A 14,317-nucleotide genomic window follows, 5' to 3' on the forward strand; every position below is an offset into this window, starting at 1 on the left:
CATGCTCCCAGCACCGGCCGAACGGCGCCGATTAGGCTCACGCCGTGAGCTCCGACGACGAAACCCCCGATCCCGTGGCCGACCTGCTCGACGTGCTCGACCTGCGGTCGGTCGGCGAGGCGCAGACCAGCTCGGTGGTGACCGCACCGGCCGACGCTCCCGAGATCGACATCAGCGAGCGCACCCTGCAGCTGTTCACCGGTCGCAGCCAGCGCACCCCGCACGGCAGAGCGTTCGGTGGCCAGGTGCTCGCCCAGACGGTCATCGCGGCCGGCCGCTCGGTTGCGTCGGCCGGGCTGGAGAGCCGGCTGGTGCATTCGCTGCACGGCTACTTCATCCGCCCCGGCGACTCGGGCCACCCCATCGAGTTCGGGGTGGAAAACCTGCGCGACGGCAACTCGTTCTCGGTGCGCCGGGTCTACGCGATGCAGTACGGCCACACGATCCTGTCTGCGACGCTTTCCTTCCAGGAGCCGGCCGAAGGCCTGGACCACCAGGCCGCGATGAGTTCGGTGCCCGACCCGGATCGGGTGCGCACCACCGCCGAAGAACTCGCCGGCATCGACCACCCGGCGGCCGAGCACTGGAAGCGCCGGGCGATGGACGTGCGCACGGTCGAGGGCGCCATCTTCCTCGTGCCCGGTCGGCAGCACGCGGCCCAGCAGCACGTCTGGATGAAGGCGCTCGACACCTTGCCCGACGATCCGTTGCTGCACGCCGCAGTGCTCGCCTACGCCTCCGACTACTCACTGCTGGAGTCGGTGCTGCGCGGGCACGGTCTGGCCTGGGCCAACCGGCGGCTGCGTGCGGCCAGTCTGGACCACGCGATGTGGTTTCACCGGCCGGGCCGCATCGACGAGTGGGTGCTCTACGAGCAGGAATCCCCCTCCGCGTCCGGTGGCCGAGGTCTCGGACTGGGCAAGATCTTCGCACTGGACGGAACACTCATCGCATCCGTCGCGCAGGAGGGCATGGTCCGGCTCAAACCGGAGTGACCCCGCGGCGGCGGCTCGCCGATGCGGCTTCTATCACATTGAACTGGGCGTTTCTCCCGTACGCTCACTGCCATGGCGGGGGCCCGGTGGAAACAAGACGACATCTATGTCCGACGGCGGCGTCTGGTGCTGGCGTTGGTGGTGCTGCTGCTTGTCGTGGCGGTCGGCTCGACCGTCGCGGTATGGCGCTCGTTCAGCCCCTCGAAGGCTGCCGACGCGGCAACCGACGGCACCAGCAGCACTTCGAGGTCGGCCCCGTCGGAGTCCTCGCAGTCGCCGGCACCGAAGTCGCCGGCACAGGACGGCCCGTCCTCGGGCACCGCGCTGCAACGGATCGACCGCTTCACCGGCGGCATCACGCCGAAGTCGGTGGACGCGAGCCAGCACGGCCTGGTGATCGCCAACAACATGATGTACAGCCACACCGTTGCGCTCTACGACTCCCGTTCCCGGAAGCTGCTGAAGAAGCTGCCCGACTCGGTGGACCTGGCGAAGTTCGGGATCTCGGGGCACCCCGGGATCTCCAAGGGTTCGCCGGTGGAAGCCGCGTGGACCAAGGACGGCAAGTACGCCTACGTGTCGCAGTACACGATGTACGGCACCGGCTTCGGCAAGGAGGGTTTCGACGACTGCACGTCCGACTCCGGCGTCGGGTCGAGCTACCTCTACCGCTTCAACGCCGAGAAGATGGACTGGGACCAGGTGATTCCCGTCGGCGCAGTGCCGAAATACGTTGCCATCACACCGGATCAGAGCAAGGTGCTGGTCAGCAACTGGTGTGACTTCACGATCAGTGTCGTCGACCGGGCGAGCGCCAAGCAGACCAAGGTGATCAAGATCGGGCAACAGCCACGAGGCATCGTGGTGATGCCCGACAACCGCACCGCCTACGTCGCGGCGATGTATGGCAACAAGGTCGTCAAGGTCGACCTGCAGACAGGCACCACCAAGGTGATCAAGGAGGTCAACCGACCCCGCCACCTGGTGCTCTCCCCCGACAGCAAGTACCTCTACCTCGCCGCGAGCGGCACCAACAGCGTCTACAAGATCGACACGTCCAACGACCAGACCGTCTCCCAGGTGGTCTCCGGGCCCGAGCCGCGCAGCATGACGATCTCGCAGGACGGCACCGCGCTCTACACGGTCAACTACCTGGGCGCCTCGATGAGCAAGATCAGCACCGCAGACATGAAGGTCACTCAGCGGGTCGAGACCGATCAGAGCCCGATCGGCATCACGTATGACGACACGACGCGACAGGTCTGGGTCGCCTGTTACGGCGGCAGCATGATCGTCTTCGACGACAGCAAGAAGGCCTCCGCAGCAACCGGCAGCGCGAGCGCCACGGCAACGTCGGGTTAGCCCCGGTCAGTCGGCACGATCACCAATTTGCCCCGGGTGTGACCGGCCCGGCTGAGGTCAAAGGCAGCACCGACTCCGTCGAGGCCGAACGTCTGCGCCACCTCGACGGTCACCTTTCCTGCGTCGATGAGTTCGGCGAGAAAGACCAGGCCGTCATGACTCGGCCGCACCCAGAGGTATTCGCCGCCGTGCTCGGTCACCTCGGCGTCTGCGATCGAGGCGTGCTGCCCGTCACCGGCAAGCACTGCCAGGGTGTCCTGCTCGACGCCGCCCACGAAGTCCACGACCGCGTCGACGCCGTCAGGGGCGAGGGCGCGCACCCGATCGGGCAGGCCTGCGCCATACGTCACCGGCTCGGCGCCGAGCGACCTCAGGTAGTCGTGGTTGCCTTCGGACGCCGTCGCGATCACCCGAGCACCGGCGGCCCTGGCGATCTGCACGGCGAACCCACCGACACCGCCGGCGCCGCCGTGGATCAGCACTGTCTTGCCGCTGCCGTCGGGACTGATTCCGGTGCTCTGCAATGCTTTCAAGGCGGTCAGGCCGGCGAGCGGCACGGCGCCCGCTTGCACAAGGTCCAGACTGCTCGGCTTGCGGGCGACCGACTCGGCGGGCACTGCCACCAGCTCGGCGAAGGTCCCGCCGTGCACGACCTCCTTGCGCGCGTAGGCGTACACCTCGTCACCGACCGCGAACTCCGGGGTGTCCGGTCCGACCGCCTTCACCACTCCGGCGACGTCCCAGCCGGGGATCACCGGGAACACCGCGTCCATCAGGCCGTCCAGATAGCCGGCCATCACCTTCCAGTCGACCGGGTTGACTCCCGCTCCCCCGACCTCGATCAGCACCGTGCCCGGCGCAACCTTCGGGTCGGGTTGTTCGGTGACCCCGAGGGTCGAATTGTCCTGGGAATAGGCCGAATAGGTAGCTGCACGCACAGCCGGCTCCTTCCGAGCGAGGGGCCTTCAGTCTAGGGCTCGCGCGATGTCACGCACTGCCCCGGTCGCCGCCGTCTCCGGCAGCTGCGCGTAGCCCAGGAGCAGACCGTTCGGCCGATGTTCCACGCCGTATGACGAGAGCGCCGCCGTCGCCAGCCCACGCTTGCGCAACCGGTCGACCACCTCGACGTCCTCCCGGCCACCGAGCCAGCGTGCAGTCAGGTGCATGCCGCTGTCTGCGCCGGTCAGCCGGAGCTCGGGCAACTGCTCGGACAGTGCCGCCACCAGCCGCTGTCTACGCGCGGCATAGGTGCGCTGGGTCCGCGCCAAATGCTTTGCCATTGCACCTGATTCGATGAAGCTCGCCAGTGCGCCGGAGGTGATCAGACAGACATCGGCGCGCCGCCGGGACGCAGCCAGTCGCACCGCTTCGGTGAGGCCGGGTGGAGTCACCGCCCACGCCAGGCGAAGGTGCGGAGTGAGCGTCTTGGAGGCCGTCCCGACATACACGACCTGATCCGCGGCGCCCGCCATCGCACGCAACGGCCCCAATGGTGGCGCGTCGTGGCGGAACTCACCGTCGAAGTCGTCCTCGATCACCACGCAACGATGCTCCCGCGCCCAGCGCAGCAGCTCGTGCCGACGTTGCACCGGCATCCGGCCGCCCAGCGGGTACTGGTGCGCCGGCGTGACATAGACGAGCTGGTGTGCGGGGTGCAGCTGGTCTACCGGCAGACCTTCGTCGTCCACCGCGAGCAAATCCACTCGGGCAACGTTGTCCTGCAACGGTGTTCGTGCCCAACGGTAGCCAGGGTCTTCCATCGCGGCACGTCGGGGAGCGACTGCATCGATCACAGCGGTGATCGCGGCGGTCACCCCCGGGAAGATGACGATGTCCGCCGCGTCGGCGACAACTCCGCGCACCCGACGAAGATGGTCGCGCAGCGCACGCGAGAGCCGGTCGTGGTCGTTCGGCCGATACCAGTCCAGCTCCGGCACTTGGCGGCTCGACTCCCGCCACGCCTGCCTCCACGCACGCTCGTCGACCAGCGACGTGTCCGGCGCTCCCGGCATCAGATTGAGCCGCGGACGACTGATCGGCCGCTTCGGGGACCGACCCCGCGCACTCGGCCCGGGCAGCGCTGTGACACTGCTCGCCGCCGCACGGCCGGCCGCGACCAGCACACCCGACCCGGCCTTGGCCGTCACATAGCCACCGGCGCCGAGCAACTCGTAGGCACGCACCACACGCGACCTGGGGATCCCGGCATCCAGTGCCAACGCGCGCGTCGACGGCAGCTGGTCACCGACGGCGAGCGTGCCGGCTGCGATCAGCCGGACGACGTGCTCCGCGACGGCATCCGCCGAGCGCGCGTCCTGCGGCGGCAGGTGGAAGGTGTCGGGTCGACGGGTGCGTGGCACACCGACACCATACTGGTCTTTCAGTTTTGCTCTTTCTGGTCTGATTTGGATGACCAGTATTTGATCGAATCCTCGTATGACGCCGACTTCATCGATGCCAACTCCCCTGCAGCCGGTCACCCTGACCGGCAAACTTGTCCGCCTCGAGCCGCTTTCCCCCGACCATCACGACGGACTGGTCGAGGCCATCCGCGACGGAGACGTGTGGGACCGGTGGTACACCTCGGTGCCGCGCCCGGAGGACATGGGCGCCGAGATCGAGCGTCGTCTCGCTCTGCAGGCGAAGGGCGAGATGGTGCCGTTCACCGCGATCCGGCAGTCCGACGATCGAGTCATCGGGATGACCACCTATTACGACATCGACCCGGAGGTGCCTCGGCTGGAGGTCGGCTACACCTGGAACGCCGCCTCCGCGCACGGCACCGGCACCAACCCTGAGTCGAAACTGCTGCTCCTGGAGCATGCCTTCGACGAACTCGGCGTCGAATGCGTCGGATTGCGCACCCAATGGGTCAACACTCAGTCACGCGAGGCGATCGCCCGGCTCGGCGCCAAGCAGGACGGCGTGCTGCGCAGCAACAAGCGGCACCGCAACGGCGCCCTGCTCGACGCCGTACTCTTCTCGATCCTGCGGCACGAGTGGCCAACCGTCCGCGCCAACCTGGAGCATCGCCTGCGGCACCGCATCTGAGGCCGGCCCGCCACGACCGATGTGCACTTTTGCGACGACGGTCGCCCCCAATGCGCACCCCGCCGACCCACCACCGCACTTTTGCGACGACGGTCGCCCCCACCGCGCACCCCACCGACCCACCACCGCACTTTTGCGACGACGGTCGCCCCCACCGCGCACCCCACCGACCGACCACCGCACTTTTGCGACGACGGTCGCCCCCACCGCGCACCCCACCGACCGACCACCGCACTTTTGCGACGACGGTCGCCCACAACGCGCGTCCGGTTGAGGTCATTGCGGCTGTCGGTGGTGGGCAGCACGATGTGGCGCATGACCTCACGCGCTGCCAACTTCTGCATCGACGCCGCCGACCCCTACGCTCAGACGCTCTGGTGGGCCAAGGTGCTGGGTGATTACCAGCTCGAGAGCGACGACCCACCGCAGCCCGGCGACAAGGAGGCCGGCCTGGCCGGCCCGGATAACACATATCTGATTTTCCTCAAGGTGCCGGAGCGCAAGACGGTCAAGAACCGCATGCACATCTGCCTGCGCTCGACCGATCTGACTCGCGACGAGGAGGTCGATCGCATCCTCGCGCTCGGTGCGACGATGTATGACGACCGCCGCAAACCGGATAGCGGTTGGGCAGTGCTTGCCGATCCGGAGGGCAACGAGTTCTGCGTCCTGATGTCGGACGGCGAGGTTGCCGCTCGACGAGCCGCCGCGACACAGTAGCCGGCGCTCGGCTCGAAGCGACCAGAAACGCTTTGCGGGGACCACAGATCCGTGGTCCCCGCAAAGCGTTTGCCGTGCCTGTCGCGCTTGGGGTCAGTCGCGGGTCAGGCGCCGGTGGGTGACCCGGTGCGGGCGGGCAGCCTCGACGCCGAGACGCTCGACCTTGTTCTCCTCGTAGGCGGCGAAGTTGCCTTCGAACCAGTACCAGTTGGCCGGGTTCTCGTCGGTGCCCTCGTAGGCCAGGATGTGCGTGGCGACCCGGTCGAGGAACCACCGGTCGTGGCTGATCACCACGGCACAGCCGGGGAAGTCGAGCAGCGCGTTCTCCAGCGAGCCGAGGGTCTCGACATCGAGGTCGTTGGTCGGCTCGTCGAGCAGCAGCAGGTTGCCGCCCTGCTTGAGGGTCAACGCCAGGTTGAGACGGTTGCGCTCACCACCGGAGAGCACGCCGGCCTTCTTCTGCTGGTCCGGCCCCTTGAAGCCGAACTGCGAAACGTAGGCGCGCGAGGGGATTTCGACCTGCCCGACCTGGATGTGGTCCAGCCCGTCGGAGACGACTTCCCAGAGCGTCTTGTTCTCGTCCAGTCCGCCGCGGCCCTGGTCGACATACGAGATGTTGACGGTGTCGCCGACCTTGACCTCGCCGCTGTCCGGCTCCTCGAGTCCGACGATGGTCTTGAAGAGCGTGGTCTTGCCGACGCCGTTGGGGCCGATCACACCGACGATGCCGTTGCGCGGCAGGGTGAAGGACAAACCGTCGATCAGCACCCGGTCGCCGAAACCCTTGCGCAGGTCCTTGACCTCGATCACCTGAGCACCGAGCCGCGGACCCGGCGGGATCTGGATCTCTTCGAAATCCAGCTTGCGGGTGCGCTCGGCCTCGGCGGCCATCTCCTCGTAGCGAGCCAGACGCGCCTTGCTCTTGGTCTGCCGCGCCTTGGCGTTGGACCGCACCCACTCCAACTCGGACTTCAATCGCTTGGCGAGCTTGGCGTCCTTCTTGCCCTGGACCTGCAGGCGCTCCTGCTTCTTCTCCAGATAGGTGGAGTAGTTGCCCTCGTAGGGGTAGAGCCGGCCGCGGTCGACCTCACAGATCCAGCCGGCAACGTGATCCAGGAAGTAGCGATCGTGGGTCACGGCCAGCACGGCGCCGGCGTAAGACGCCAGGTGCTGCTCGAGCCAGTTGACCGACTCGGCGTCCAGGTGGTTGGTCGGCTCGTCGAGCAGCAGCAGGTCCGGCTTGGACAGCAGCAGCTTGCAGAGCGCCACGCGGCGGCGCTCACCACCGGACAGCACGCTCACGTCGGCGTCGCCGGGCGGACACTGCAGGGCGTCCATCGCCTGCTCGAGCTGGGAGTCCAGGTCCCAGGCGTCGGCGGCGTCGATCTTCTCCTGCAGGGTGCCCATCTCGGCCATGAGCGCGTCGAAGTCGGCGTCCGGCTGCGCCATCTCCTCGGAGATCTGGTTGAAGCGGTCGAGGTCGGCCTTGATCTGCCCGAGGCCTTCCTCGACGTTGCCGCGGACGTCCTTGTCCTCGTTGAGCGGGGGCTCCTGCTGGAGGATGCCGACGCTGTAACCGGGTGACAGTCGGGCCTCACCGTTGGACGGCTGATCCAGGCCGGCCATGATCTTCAGGATCGTCGACTTGCCGGCGCCGTTCGGCCCGACGACGCCGATCTTGGCGCCGGGGTAGAAGGACATGCTGACGTCGTCGAGGATCAGCTTGTCACCGACCGCCTTGCGCGCCTTGGTCATGGTGTAAATGAACTCGGGCATGGCCGTCAGGCTATCGGGGCAAGGCGGTGCGTTCGAAATCGCGCCCGCGCACAGCGGCGGCCTGCGGGCTACACCTCAGCTCGCCTGTTGCCCGACGGGCAACTCCTGGTGGGACGCGGACGCATCCTGCTCGACGAAATCGCCTGCCCCGTCGACGGATTCCTGCAGCGCCGTCGCCTCAGCCGAGGCGAAGTCCGGCGCCTGATCGGAGGACACCAACGGGCCGGACTGCCAGCCCGGTGCCGCCGCCCGGACGGCCGGGGACGCCTCCTGCGTGGATGCTTGCTGCGACCATGCGTCGACCTGCGGACCCTGCGGCTTCTCCGTGCGTTGCTCGCCCCAGCCGGTCGACTCCTCCCGGACTCGCACCCGCTGGAAGGTGGCGATGCCCCACCGCAGGTCGGGCCCGACGTTGTGCGCGTCGATCTCGATGGTCTCGCGGGACTCCCCCGAGGCGGTCTGCCAGCGATTGACGCGCTGGAAGCCGGTGACGATCACGGCCGCGCCCGAGTGCAACGACTTGTGCACGTGCTCACCAAGGGTCCGGAACGCCCGGACGTTGTAGAAGGAGCTGGCGCCGTCGACATACGACTGGGTCTTCCTGTCATACCAGCGCTCGTTGACGGCGACGCGGAAGGTGGTGAACTCACCGGTGCGTCCGGTGCGCCGCTCAGGGTCGGCGACCAGGTTGCCGTGGATGGTGACGGTGGTTTCGTTCATGACTCGTCCTTTGCGTGGATGCGGCGACCAGGCGGTCACCTGCGCCCAGAGTCGGACGATCCGACCGTCCCGGGAACCCGCGATGCAGCCGGCTGTGAACAAAGCGTCGTGCGCGCGCGGGGATGTGGACAAGCGGCTCAGGCCGCGGCCGTCTCCAACGCTTCCCGGGTATGACGGTGCTCGCGCAAGATCCGGGCCACCGGTTCGTGGATCTGCTCGGCCGCGACGCCGGACACCGCCTTGCGCAGCCTGCGGTCGGCGTGCTCGGCCCGCCGCCGCGCCCCGCGCGCGGCGAACCACCGCGACAGCAGCGCGAGCAAGAGTCCGGCGAGAACACCGACCACCAGCAACCACAACGGGATCGGTATGCCGAGCCAGGTCGGCGCGGAGACGTGGATCTGGCCGAAGCCGAGCGCCGCGAGCAGCACCAACCACAGCAGGCCCACGATCACCGCGGCCGCGAAGATCCACTGCAGGACGGACGCGACCGTCCACCAGATCGGCGATCGCTCGCGCAGCGTGGTGCCGAGCACGGCCTGGTCGAGAGCGTCGTGCAGATGCTGGTCGCTCGGGGTGGCCGCGTCGTGCACGGCATCGGCCCACGGCGCCGGCAGACCCTCGGCTGCGGTCTGGCCGACCTTGCGGGTCGCCAGATCGACCGCGGCCCGCGCGGCCGGCGTCGGCGGCGGCACCGAGGAACGGCCGAGCGCGCGCTTGGCCTCGCTGCGCGTCATACCCCCGACCTTGTCCAGCCCGAGCCGCCGCAGCGGCGCCGGACGCAACTGGTGCACCCAGCGGGTGAACGGCCAGCCGCCGTGCCGCACCGACTGCATGCGGTAGTCCCGCTCGACCGCGCTCACCACGGCCGGCACGCCGGCGGCCCGGGCGAGCGCGTCGTTCAGTTGGGAGTCGTCGGACCGGTGCAGGGTCGCCTCGCCCGGCGCGACGCTCGTCAACAGGGTGCGCGCCTGGCCGCGCAGGTCGGCGAGGAGCCGCTGCTCGGCCGCGTTGCGTTCCTGCACGATCGCGGCGATCGTGCCCGCGACGTCGTCGAGGCCGATGCCGCGCGCCGCCGAGGTCGGGATGATCGTGACGTCCTTCAGTCCATCGGCCGTGAGCAGTCCGTGCAGGTCATCCACGCACGCGGCCACCTGGGGCCGGGTGAGCCGGTCGATCTGGTTGAGCACCACGAGCGTGACCGTGTTGTGTCCCGCCAGCCGCTTCACGTAGTCGTCGTGCAGCACGGCGTCGGCATACTTCTGCGGGTCGGTGACCCAGATGAAGACGTCGGCGAGCCCGATCACCCGGTCGGCCTCGGCGCGGTGCGCGGCGACCCGCGAGTCGAAGTCCGGCAGGTCGAGCAGCACCAGGCCGTCGAGCGTCTCGGCGCGACGTGCGGTCGGCGGGACCTGGTGACGCGCACCGACCTTGAGCCAGTCGAGCAACTCGCCGCTCGGCTCGTCTCCCCAGACTGCGGCGCTCGGCACCGAGGTCGTAGGACGGCGCGCGCCGATGCGCGAAACAGGTTCTCCGACAAGGGCATTGAACAAGCTTGACTTGCCGCTGCCGGTGGCACCGGCGAGCACGACGACCGTGCGTGAGCCGGCGATCGAGGTGCGGGAGTCGACCTTGCGCAACAGCTCCTGGGTCTGGGTGACCTGCTCCGCAGGCAGGCGTCCCGCGCCCATGCGCAGTGCCTCGGCCAACGCCTCACTGCGGGAGGTCAGGTCGGCGCGGGAGACCGCGCTGTCGGCGGTGGCCGTGGTGTCACGGCGGAAGAGGTTGCTCATCGAGCCGCCTGTACGTCGGAGATTGCGCTCGCGAGCGCGGCCGGTTCGGTGACCGGCGCGGCCTGGTCGAGCACGTCCTCGAACCGGGCGCGTTCGGCGCCATACAGCTCGTCGGCGAGTTCGAGCAGGCGCGTGCGAGCTCGGGCGGCCAGCGAACGCACCGCCTGGTCGCCGAAGACTGCTTCGAGCAGTCGCTGGGCCAGGATCGCCGAACCGCCGGCGATGCCGATCTCGGCGCCGGTGAGGCCGGCGGTGGCGGAGAAGACCACCAGCATCAGCAGCACCGAGATGCCGTTGACCCCGAACGCGAGGAAGCGGGCAGTGGTGCGTTTATTGCCGGCTTCCTCGCGCACCATCGCCATCACGTCGTCCTGCCACATGCGCACGAGCTTCTCGGAGCGAGCGTGGAAATCGGTTGACACGTCTGCGAGTTCGGGATGCGCTTCGATGATCGGTGCGCCACCGGGCAGGCTGCGCCAGGCACGGCTCACGGTGATCGCCGCGGTTTCGCCGTGCGCCTGGAGCAGCGCGGCGACACCGCTCTGCAGCGCCTCGCCGAGCTCGTTCGCGGGCTGCTGGCGGCCGCGGCCGCGAAGCACGGCGACGACACGGTCGCGCATCCGTCCGACGCCCGCTTCGAGCTGCCGGAAGAGTTCTCCGGTGCCGACGAATTCCTGCCAGCGCGCAAGCACTTCGCCACGCAACAAGGATCCGTCCCGCATGCCTTCCTCGACGCCGGACCGTGCCGTCGCGTAACCGTCGAGCGCCGCCGTGTGCAGCGCCCCACGGGCGTCGGTCTGCTCCTGAGCGGCGTTGCCGAGCGCGCGGGCTCGGCCGTCGAGCGAGTCAAGAGCTCCCTGCAGGGTTCGTCGTATGACGATGCTGCGCGCGTGCGCGTCGGCCGCGAGCGAGCGCAGCCAGCCGTTGATCCGCTCGACTTCACTGGGCGGGAGCAGCCCGTCCTCGGTCAGCGTCGCCTCGGCAATCGCGAAAACCGGCGACTGACCGAGCCCCTGCTCCATCAGCATCCCGGCCAGGTCGGCCCGCACTTCCTCCATCGCGTCGAGCGGCACCCGGTCGAGGACGACCGCGACGGAGGTGCCGCGGCGGATCGCCTGCTGCAGCAGGTCCCAGGGGACCGCATCGGCATACCGCACGGCCGTGGTGACGAACAGCCACAGATCCGCCGCGGACAGCAGCTGTCGGGCGAGGTCCCGGTTGGCGGACACCACCGAGTCGATGTCGGGTGCGTCGAGCAGTGCCAGGCCCTGGGGTACGCCGGTGCTCGCGACGAGCCGGAGCGTGTTGGGGTCGCCGGTCTCGGGCGAGGCACCGGTCAGTCGCGCGAGGCCGGGCAGCACCCGCGTGCCGGTGAACCACCGCTCGTCGGCCGGGTTGTGGATCAGCGTCGACGCGCGGGTGGTCGGGCGCAGCACGCCGCTGCGGGTGACCACCGTGCCGACCAACGAGTTGACCAGGGTGGACTTGCCGGCACCGGTCGAGCCGCCGACGACGCTCAGCAGCGGCGCGTCGAGGGCGGTGACCCGCGGAATGATGTAGTCGTCGAGCTGGGCGAGGAGTTCGGCGCGCTCACGCCGAGCCTGGTCGACCGCCGGCAGGTCCAGCGGGAGCGCCGTCGCGTCCACGCCACGACGCAGCGATTGCAGCGCGGTGAGTAGGCGTTCGCCCTCGACGTCGTCGGACACAGGGCACAGCATTTCGTGTCAGCGCCCCCGACTCAACTTCCGGGGCATCCCCGCGCGCCTTTTACACTTGCTAGGCCCGCCCCCGTAGCTCAGCTGGATAGAGCAAGGGCCTTCTAATCCCTAGGTCGCAGGTTCGAGTCCTGCCGGGGGCGCCATGTGATGCTTCATACCGGCTGCTCCCCGCCTCGGGTGATCCCGCTGTCGTCGTAGTAGCGGTAGAGCGCGGTGCCGAGGAACTGCGCACGTCGGCGGCCGACCAGTTGCAGCAGCTCGTGCTCGGCCTGCACGGTCTTGGGGTCGGTCTGGCCGCGGTCGAGCCGGGCGCGGATCATCGCCAGCTCGCTGCCGGCATCCTGGAACTCCCGCATTTCACGCTGCGCGCGCTTGCCGCCGTGTCGTTCGGCCCAGGCGACCGCGTAGCGGCGTTCCTTGACCGAGGCGAGCATCGTGACCTCCTGCGCGGACAGCAGGCCGGGGCCGACATACCGACCGAGCTCGACCGCGATCGTGCGGCCCTCGTGCCGTCGCGCGAGCACGACGAGCGCCACGAATCCGACGAAGAGCGGCACCTGGAGGGCGATGTAGAAGATCAGCCAGCCGTCCTGGGAGAGCACGGCACCGAGGTTCCACACACAGTGCAGCGCCACCGCGCCACACCAGCCGACGACCGGCGCGACCACCCGCAGCCAGCGGTGCGGGGTGGTTGCCGCGATGCCGATGCCGATGCCGGTGCACACGGTGAACATCGGGTGCGCGAACGGGCTCATCAGCACGCGCACGATGAAGGTGGCGACCAGACCTTTGTCCCCCGAATCGGCATACCCCGCAGCGAGATACACGATGTCCTCGACCGCCGCGAAGCCTGCGGCGGTCAGCCCGGCGTAGACCATGCCGTCGACGACACCGTCGATCTCGCGCCGTCGCACCAACAGCAGGATCAGCGGGCCAAGCCCCTTCATCGACTCCTCCACCACCGGCGCCACCCACACCGCGACGCTCGGCTGCTGATCGCGCAACGGGTCGATCAGGTAGGAGCCGACGTCGTTCAGGATGGCCGCACCCAGGGTCGCGATGCAGGCGCCCCACAGGAACGCAAAGATCAGCATCCACGGTGGCTCACGCTCAAAGCGATCGAGCCACAGGAAGACCGGCACCACGACGCCGACGACGATCAGCGACAGCACAAATCCCAAAACTGTTGCGGTGACGCCCGATTGGCTGCCGATCAGGACGAGCATGACCACGCCGCCGAAGCCGAACACGAGGGCGCCGAGGGCGGCATACAGCCATTTGCGCAGCAGGGGCCGCCGGTCGGCGCGGGCCTGCATCGTCGGCATCACCCCGGCACTCTAATGACGGGAGCCCCGCACCCGCACGGTGCGCCGGATGGCGAACATGCCCCTACAGTGTGCGGGTGAGTGAGGACAAGGCACGCAGCGACCGCATCGTTTGGATCGACTGTGAGATGACCGGGTTGAGCCTGACCGACGATGCGCTGATCGAGGTCGCCGCGCTGGTCACCGACTTCGAGCTGAACCAGCTCGGCGACGGTGTCGACGTGATCATCAAACCGTCCGACGACGCGCTGGAGCAGATGAACGACTTCGTGCGCGACATGCACACCAAAAGCGGTCTGCTGGAAGAGCTTTCGGGCGGCGTCACGATGGAGGAAGCCCAGCGGCAGGTGCTCGACTACGTCCGTGAGTTCGCTCCGGACGAGGGCCGCTGGCCGCTCGGCGGCAACACCGTCGCGACTGACCGCGGTTTCTTGGCGCGCGACATGCCGGAGCTCGAGTCGCACCTGCACTACCGGATCATCGATGTCTCGTCGATCAAGGAGCTGTCCCGGCGCTGGTATCCGCGTGCCTACTTCAACGCCCCCGAGAAGAACGGGGGCCACCGCGCGCTGGCCGACATCCGGGAGTCGATCGAGGAGTTGCGCTACTACCGGGAGGCGGTCTTCGTCGCCCCGCCCGGTCCCGACTCGAAGCAGGCCAAGAAGATCGCCGAGAAGTACAGCGGCGAATAACGCCTACTGTCCAGCCGCCCTGGTGGTGGTCACGACCACTGCTCCGGAGCAGGTACGATAGTCGGCGTTGCCTCCCGCCGGAGGCAGCCATGGTGGGTGTAGCTCAGCTGGTAGAGCGTCGCGTTGTGGTCGCGGATGTCGCGGGTTCAAGCCCCGTCACTCACCCCG

Annotated in this window: 12 protein-coding genes and 2 tRNA genes; 7 read left to right on the forward strand and 7 right to left on the reverse strand. The window is 68.5% G+C overall.

Features of this window, described 5'->3' with window-relative positions:
• Nucleotides 1-44: 44 nt before the first annotated feature.
• Entirely contained in the window at nt 45-995 is a 951-nt protein-coding gene (locus N2M23_RS08430; protein WP_265444708.1) for an acyl-CoA thioesterase, read from the forward strand.
• A 72-nt stretch (nt 996-1,067) separates the two neighbouring features.
• The gene (locus tag N2M23_RS08435; RefSeq protein WP_265444710.1) at nt 1,068-2,357 is read left to right on the forward strand and encodes a YncE family protein; all 1,290 of its coding nucleotides are present in this window, start codon (nt 1,068-1,070) and stop codon (nt 2,355-2,357) included.
• Here N2M23_RS08435 and N2M23_RS08440 read toward each other — a convergent pair.
• Together N2M23_RS08440 and pdxR are read right to left on the reverse strand one after the other, a co-directional pair.
• Nucleotides 2,354-3,295 carry an NADP-dependent oxidoreductase gene (locus N2M23_RS08440; protein WP_265444711.1) on the reverse strand — a complete coding sequence of 314 codons (942 nt, stop codon included), beginning with the start codon at nt 3,293-3,295 and terminating at the stop codon, nt 2,354-2,356. The two genes, N2M23_RS08435 and N2M23_RS08440, sit on opposite strands and share 4 nt — an antisense overlap.
• Nucleotides 3,296-3,322: 27 nt before the next feature.
• Nucleotides 3,323-4,717, reverse strand: a complete 1,395-nt coding sequence (gene pdxR, locus N2M23_RS08445) for a MocR-like pyridoxine biosynthesis transcription factor PdxR (RefSeq protein WP_265444713.1) — start codon at nt 4,715-4,717, stop codon at nt 3,323-3,325.
• Between the two features lie 94 nt (nt 4,718-4,811).
• On the opposite strand from pdxR, the gene N2M23_RS08450 reads away from it, so the two are divergent.
• Together N2M23_RS08450 and N2M23_RS08455 are read left to right on the forward strand one after the other, a co-directional pair.
• Complete coding sequence (locus N2M23_RS08450) at nt 4,812-5,408, forward strand: GNAT family N-acetyltransferase (RefSeq protein WP_265444715.1); 597 nt, start codon at nt 4,812-4,814, stop codon at nt 5,406-5,408.
• A gap of 315 nt (nt 5,409-5,723) precedes the next feature.
• Complete coding sequence (locus N2M23_RS08455) at nt 5,724-6,128, forward strand: VOC family protein (protein ID WP_265444717.1); 405 nt, start codon at nt 5,724-5,726, stop codon at nt 6,126-6,128.
• 93 nt (nt 6,129-6,221) lie between these two features.
• Here N2M23_RS08455 and ettA read toward each other — a convergent pair whose 3' ends face one another.
• The 4 genes from ettA to N2M23_RS08475 form a co-directional block, all read right to left on the reverse strand.
• Nucleotides 6,222-7,904 (reverse strand): energy-dependent translational throttle protein EttA, encoded by a 1,683-nt coding sequence (ettA, locus tag N2M23_RS08460; protein WP_265444719.1) that lies wholly within the window; start codon nt 7,902-7,904, stop codon nt 6,222-6,224.
• Nucleotides 7,905-7,979: 75 nt separating this feature from the next.
• Complete coding sequence (gene ssb, locus N2M23_RS08465) at nt 7,980-8,624, reverse strand: single-stranded DNA-binding protein (RefSeq protein WP_265444720.1); 645 nt, start codon at nt 8,622-8,624, stop codon at nt 7,980-7,982.
• 137 nt (nt 8,625-8,761) lie between these two features.
• Nucleotides 8,762-10,414, reverse strand: coding sequence for a GTPase (locus N2M23_RS08470; RefSeq protein ID WP_265444721.1), 1,653 nt, complete (start codon nt 10,412-10,414; stop codon nt 8,762-8,764).
• Complete coding sequence (locus N2M23_RS08475; RefSeq protein ID WP_265444722.1) at nt 10,411-12,120, reverse strand: P-loop NTPase family protein; 1,710 nt, start codon at nt 12,118-12,120, stop codon at nt 10,411-10,413. The genes N2M23_RS08470 and N2M23_RS08475 overlap by 4 nt, the downstream gene beginning before the upstream one ends.
• Before the next feature lie 78 nt (nt 12,121-12,198).
• Between N2M23_RS08475 and N2M23_RS08480 the strand changes: the two genes are divergently transcribed.
• A tRNA-Arg gene (locus N2M23_RS08480) sits at nt 12,199-12,275 on the forward strand.
• 9 nt (nt 12,276-12,284) lie between these two features.
• Here the strand turns inward: N2M23_RS08480 and N2M23_RS08485 are convergent.
• On the reverse strand, nt 12,285-13,457 hold the full coding sequence (locus tag N2M23_RS08485; RefSeq protein WP_265444723.1) for a PrsW family intramembrane metalloprotease: 1,173 nt from the start codon (nt 13,455-13,457) through the stop codon (nt 12,285-12,287).
• A gap of 77 nt (nt 13,458-13,534) precedes the next feature.
• Here N2M23_RS08485 and orn point away from each other — a divergent pair, with 77 nt between their 5' ends.
• Both orn and N2M23_RS08495 read left to right on the forward strand, forming a co-directional pair.
• On the forward strand, nt 13,535-14,149 hold the full coding sequence (gene orn / locus N2M23_RS08490) for an oligoribonuclease (protein ID WP_265444725.1): 615 nt from the start codon (nt 13,535-13,537) through the stop codon (nt 14,147-14,149).
• Nucleotides 14,150-14,241: 92 nt separating this feature from the next.
• Nucleotides 14,242-14,314: transfer RNA gene (locus N2M23_RS08495), tRNA-His, on the forward strand.
• The last annotated feature ends 3 nt before the right edge of the window (nt 14,315-14,317 follow it).

Source organism: Flexivirga meconopsidis (assembly GCF_026162425.1).
Lineage (GTDB): Bacteria > Actinomycetota > Actinomycetes > Actinomycetales > Dermatophilaceae > Flexivirga > Flexivirga meconopsidis.

Bases quoted from the DNA above. Each gene is read 5' to 3' on its own strand.
- N2M23_RS08470 (WP_265444721.1), bottom strand. From the start codon at position 10,414: ATGAGCAACCTCTTCCGCCGTGACACCACGGCCACCGCCGACAGCGCG.
- N2M23_RS08450 (WP_265444715.1), top strand. From the start codon at position 4,812: ATGCCAACTCCCCTGCAGCCGGTCACCCTGACCGGCAAACTTGTCCGC.
- N2M23_RS08455 (WP_265444717.1), top strand. From the start codon at position 5,724: ATGACCTCACGCGCTGCCAACTTCTGCATCGACGCCGCCGACCCCTAC.
- N2M23_RS08435 (WP_265444710.1), top strand. From the start codon at position 1,068: ATGGCGGGGGCCCGGTGGAAACAAGACGACATCTATGTCCGACGGCGG.
- ettA (WP_265444719.1), bottom strand. From the start codon at position 7,904: ATGCCCGAGTTCATTTACACCATGACCAAGGCGCGCAAGGCGGTCGGT.
- ssb (WP_265444720.1), bottom strand. From the start codon at position 8,624: ATGAACGAAACCACCGTCACCATCCACGGCAACCTGGTCGCCGACCCT.
- N2M23_RS08485 (WP_265444723.1), bottom strand. From the start codon at position 13,457: ATGCCGACGATGCAGGCCCGCGCCGACCGGCGGCCCCTGCTGCGCAAA.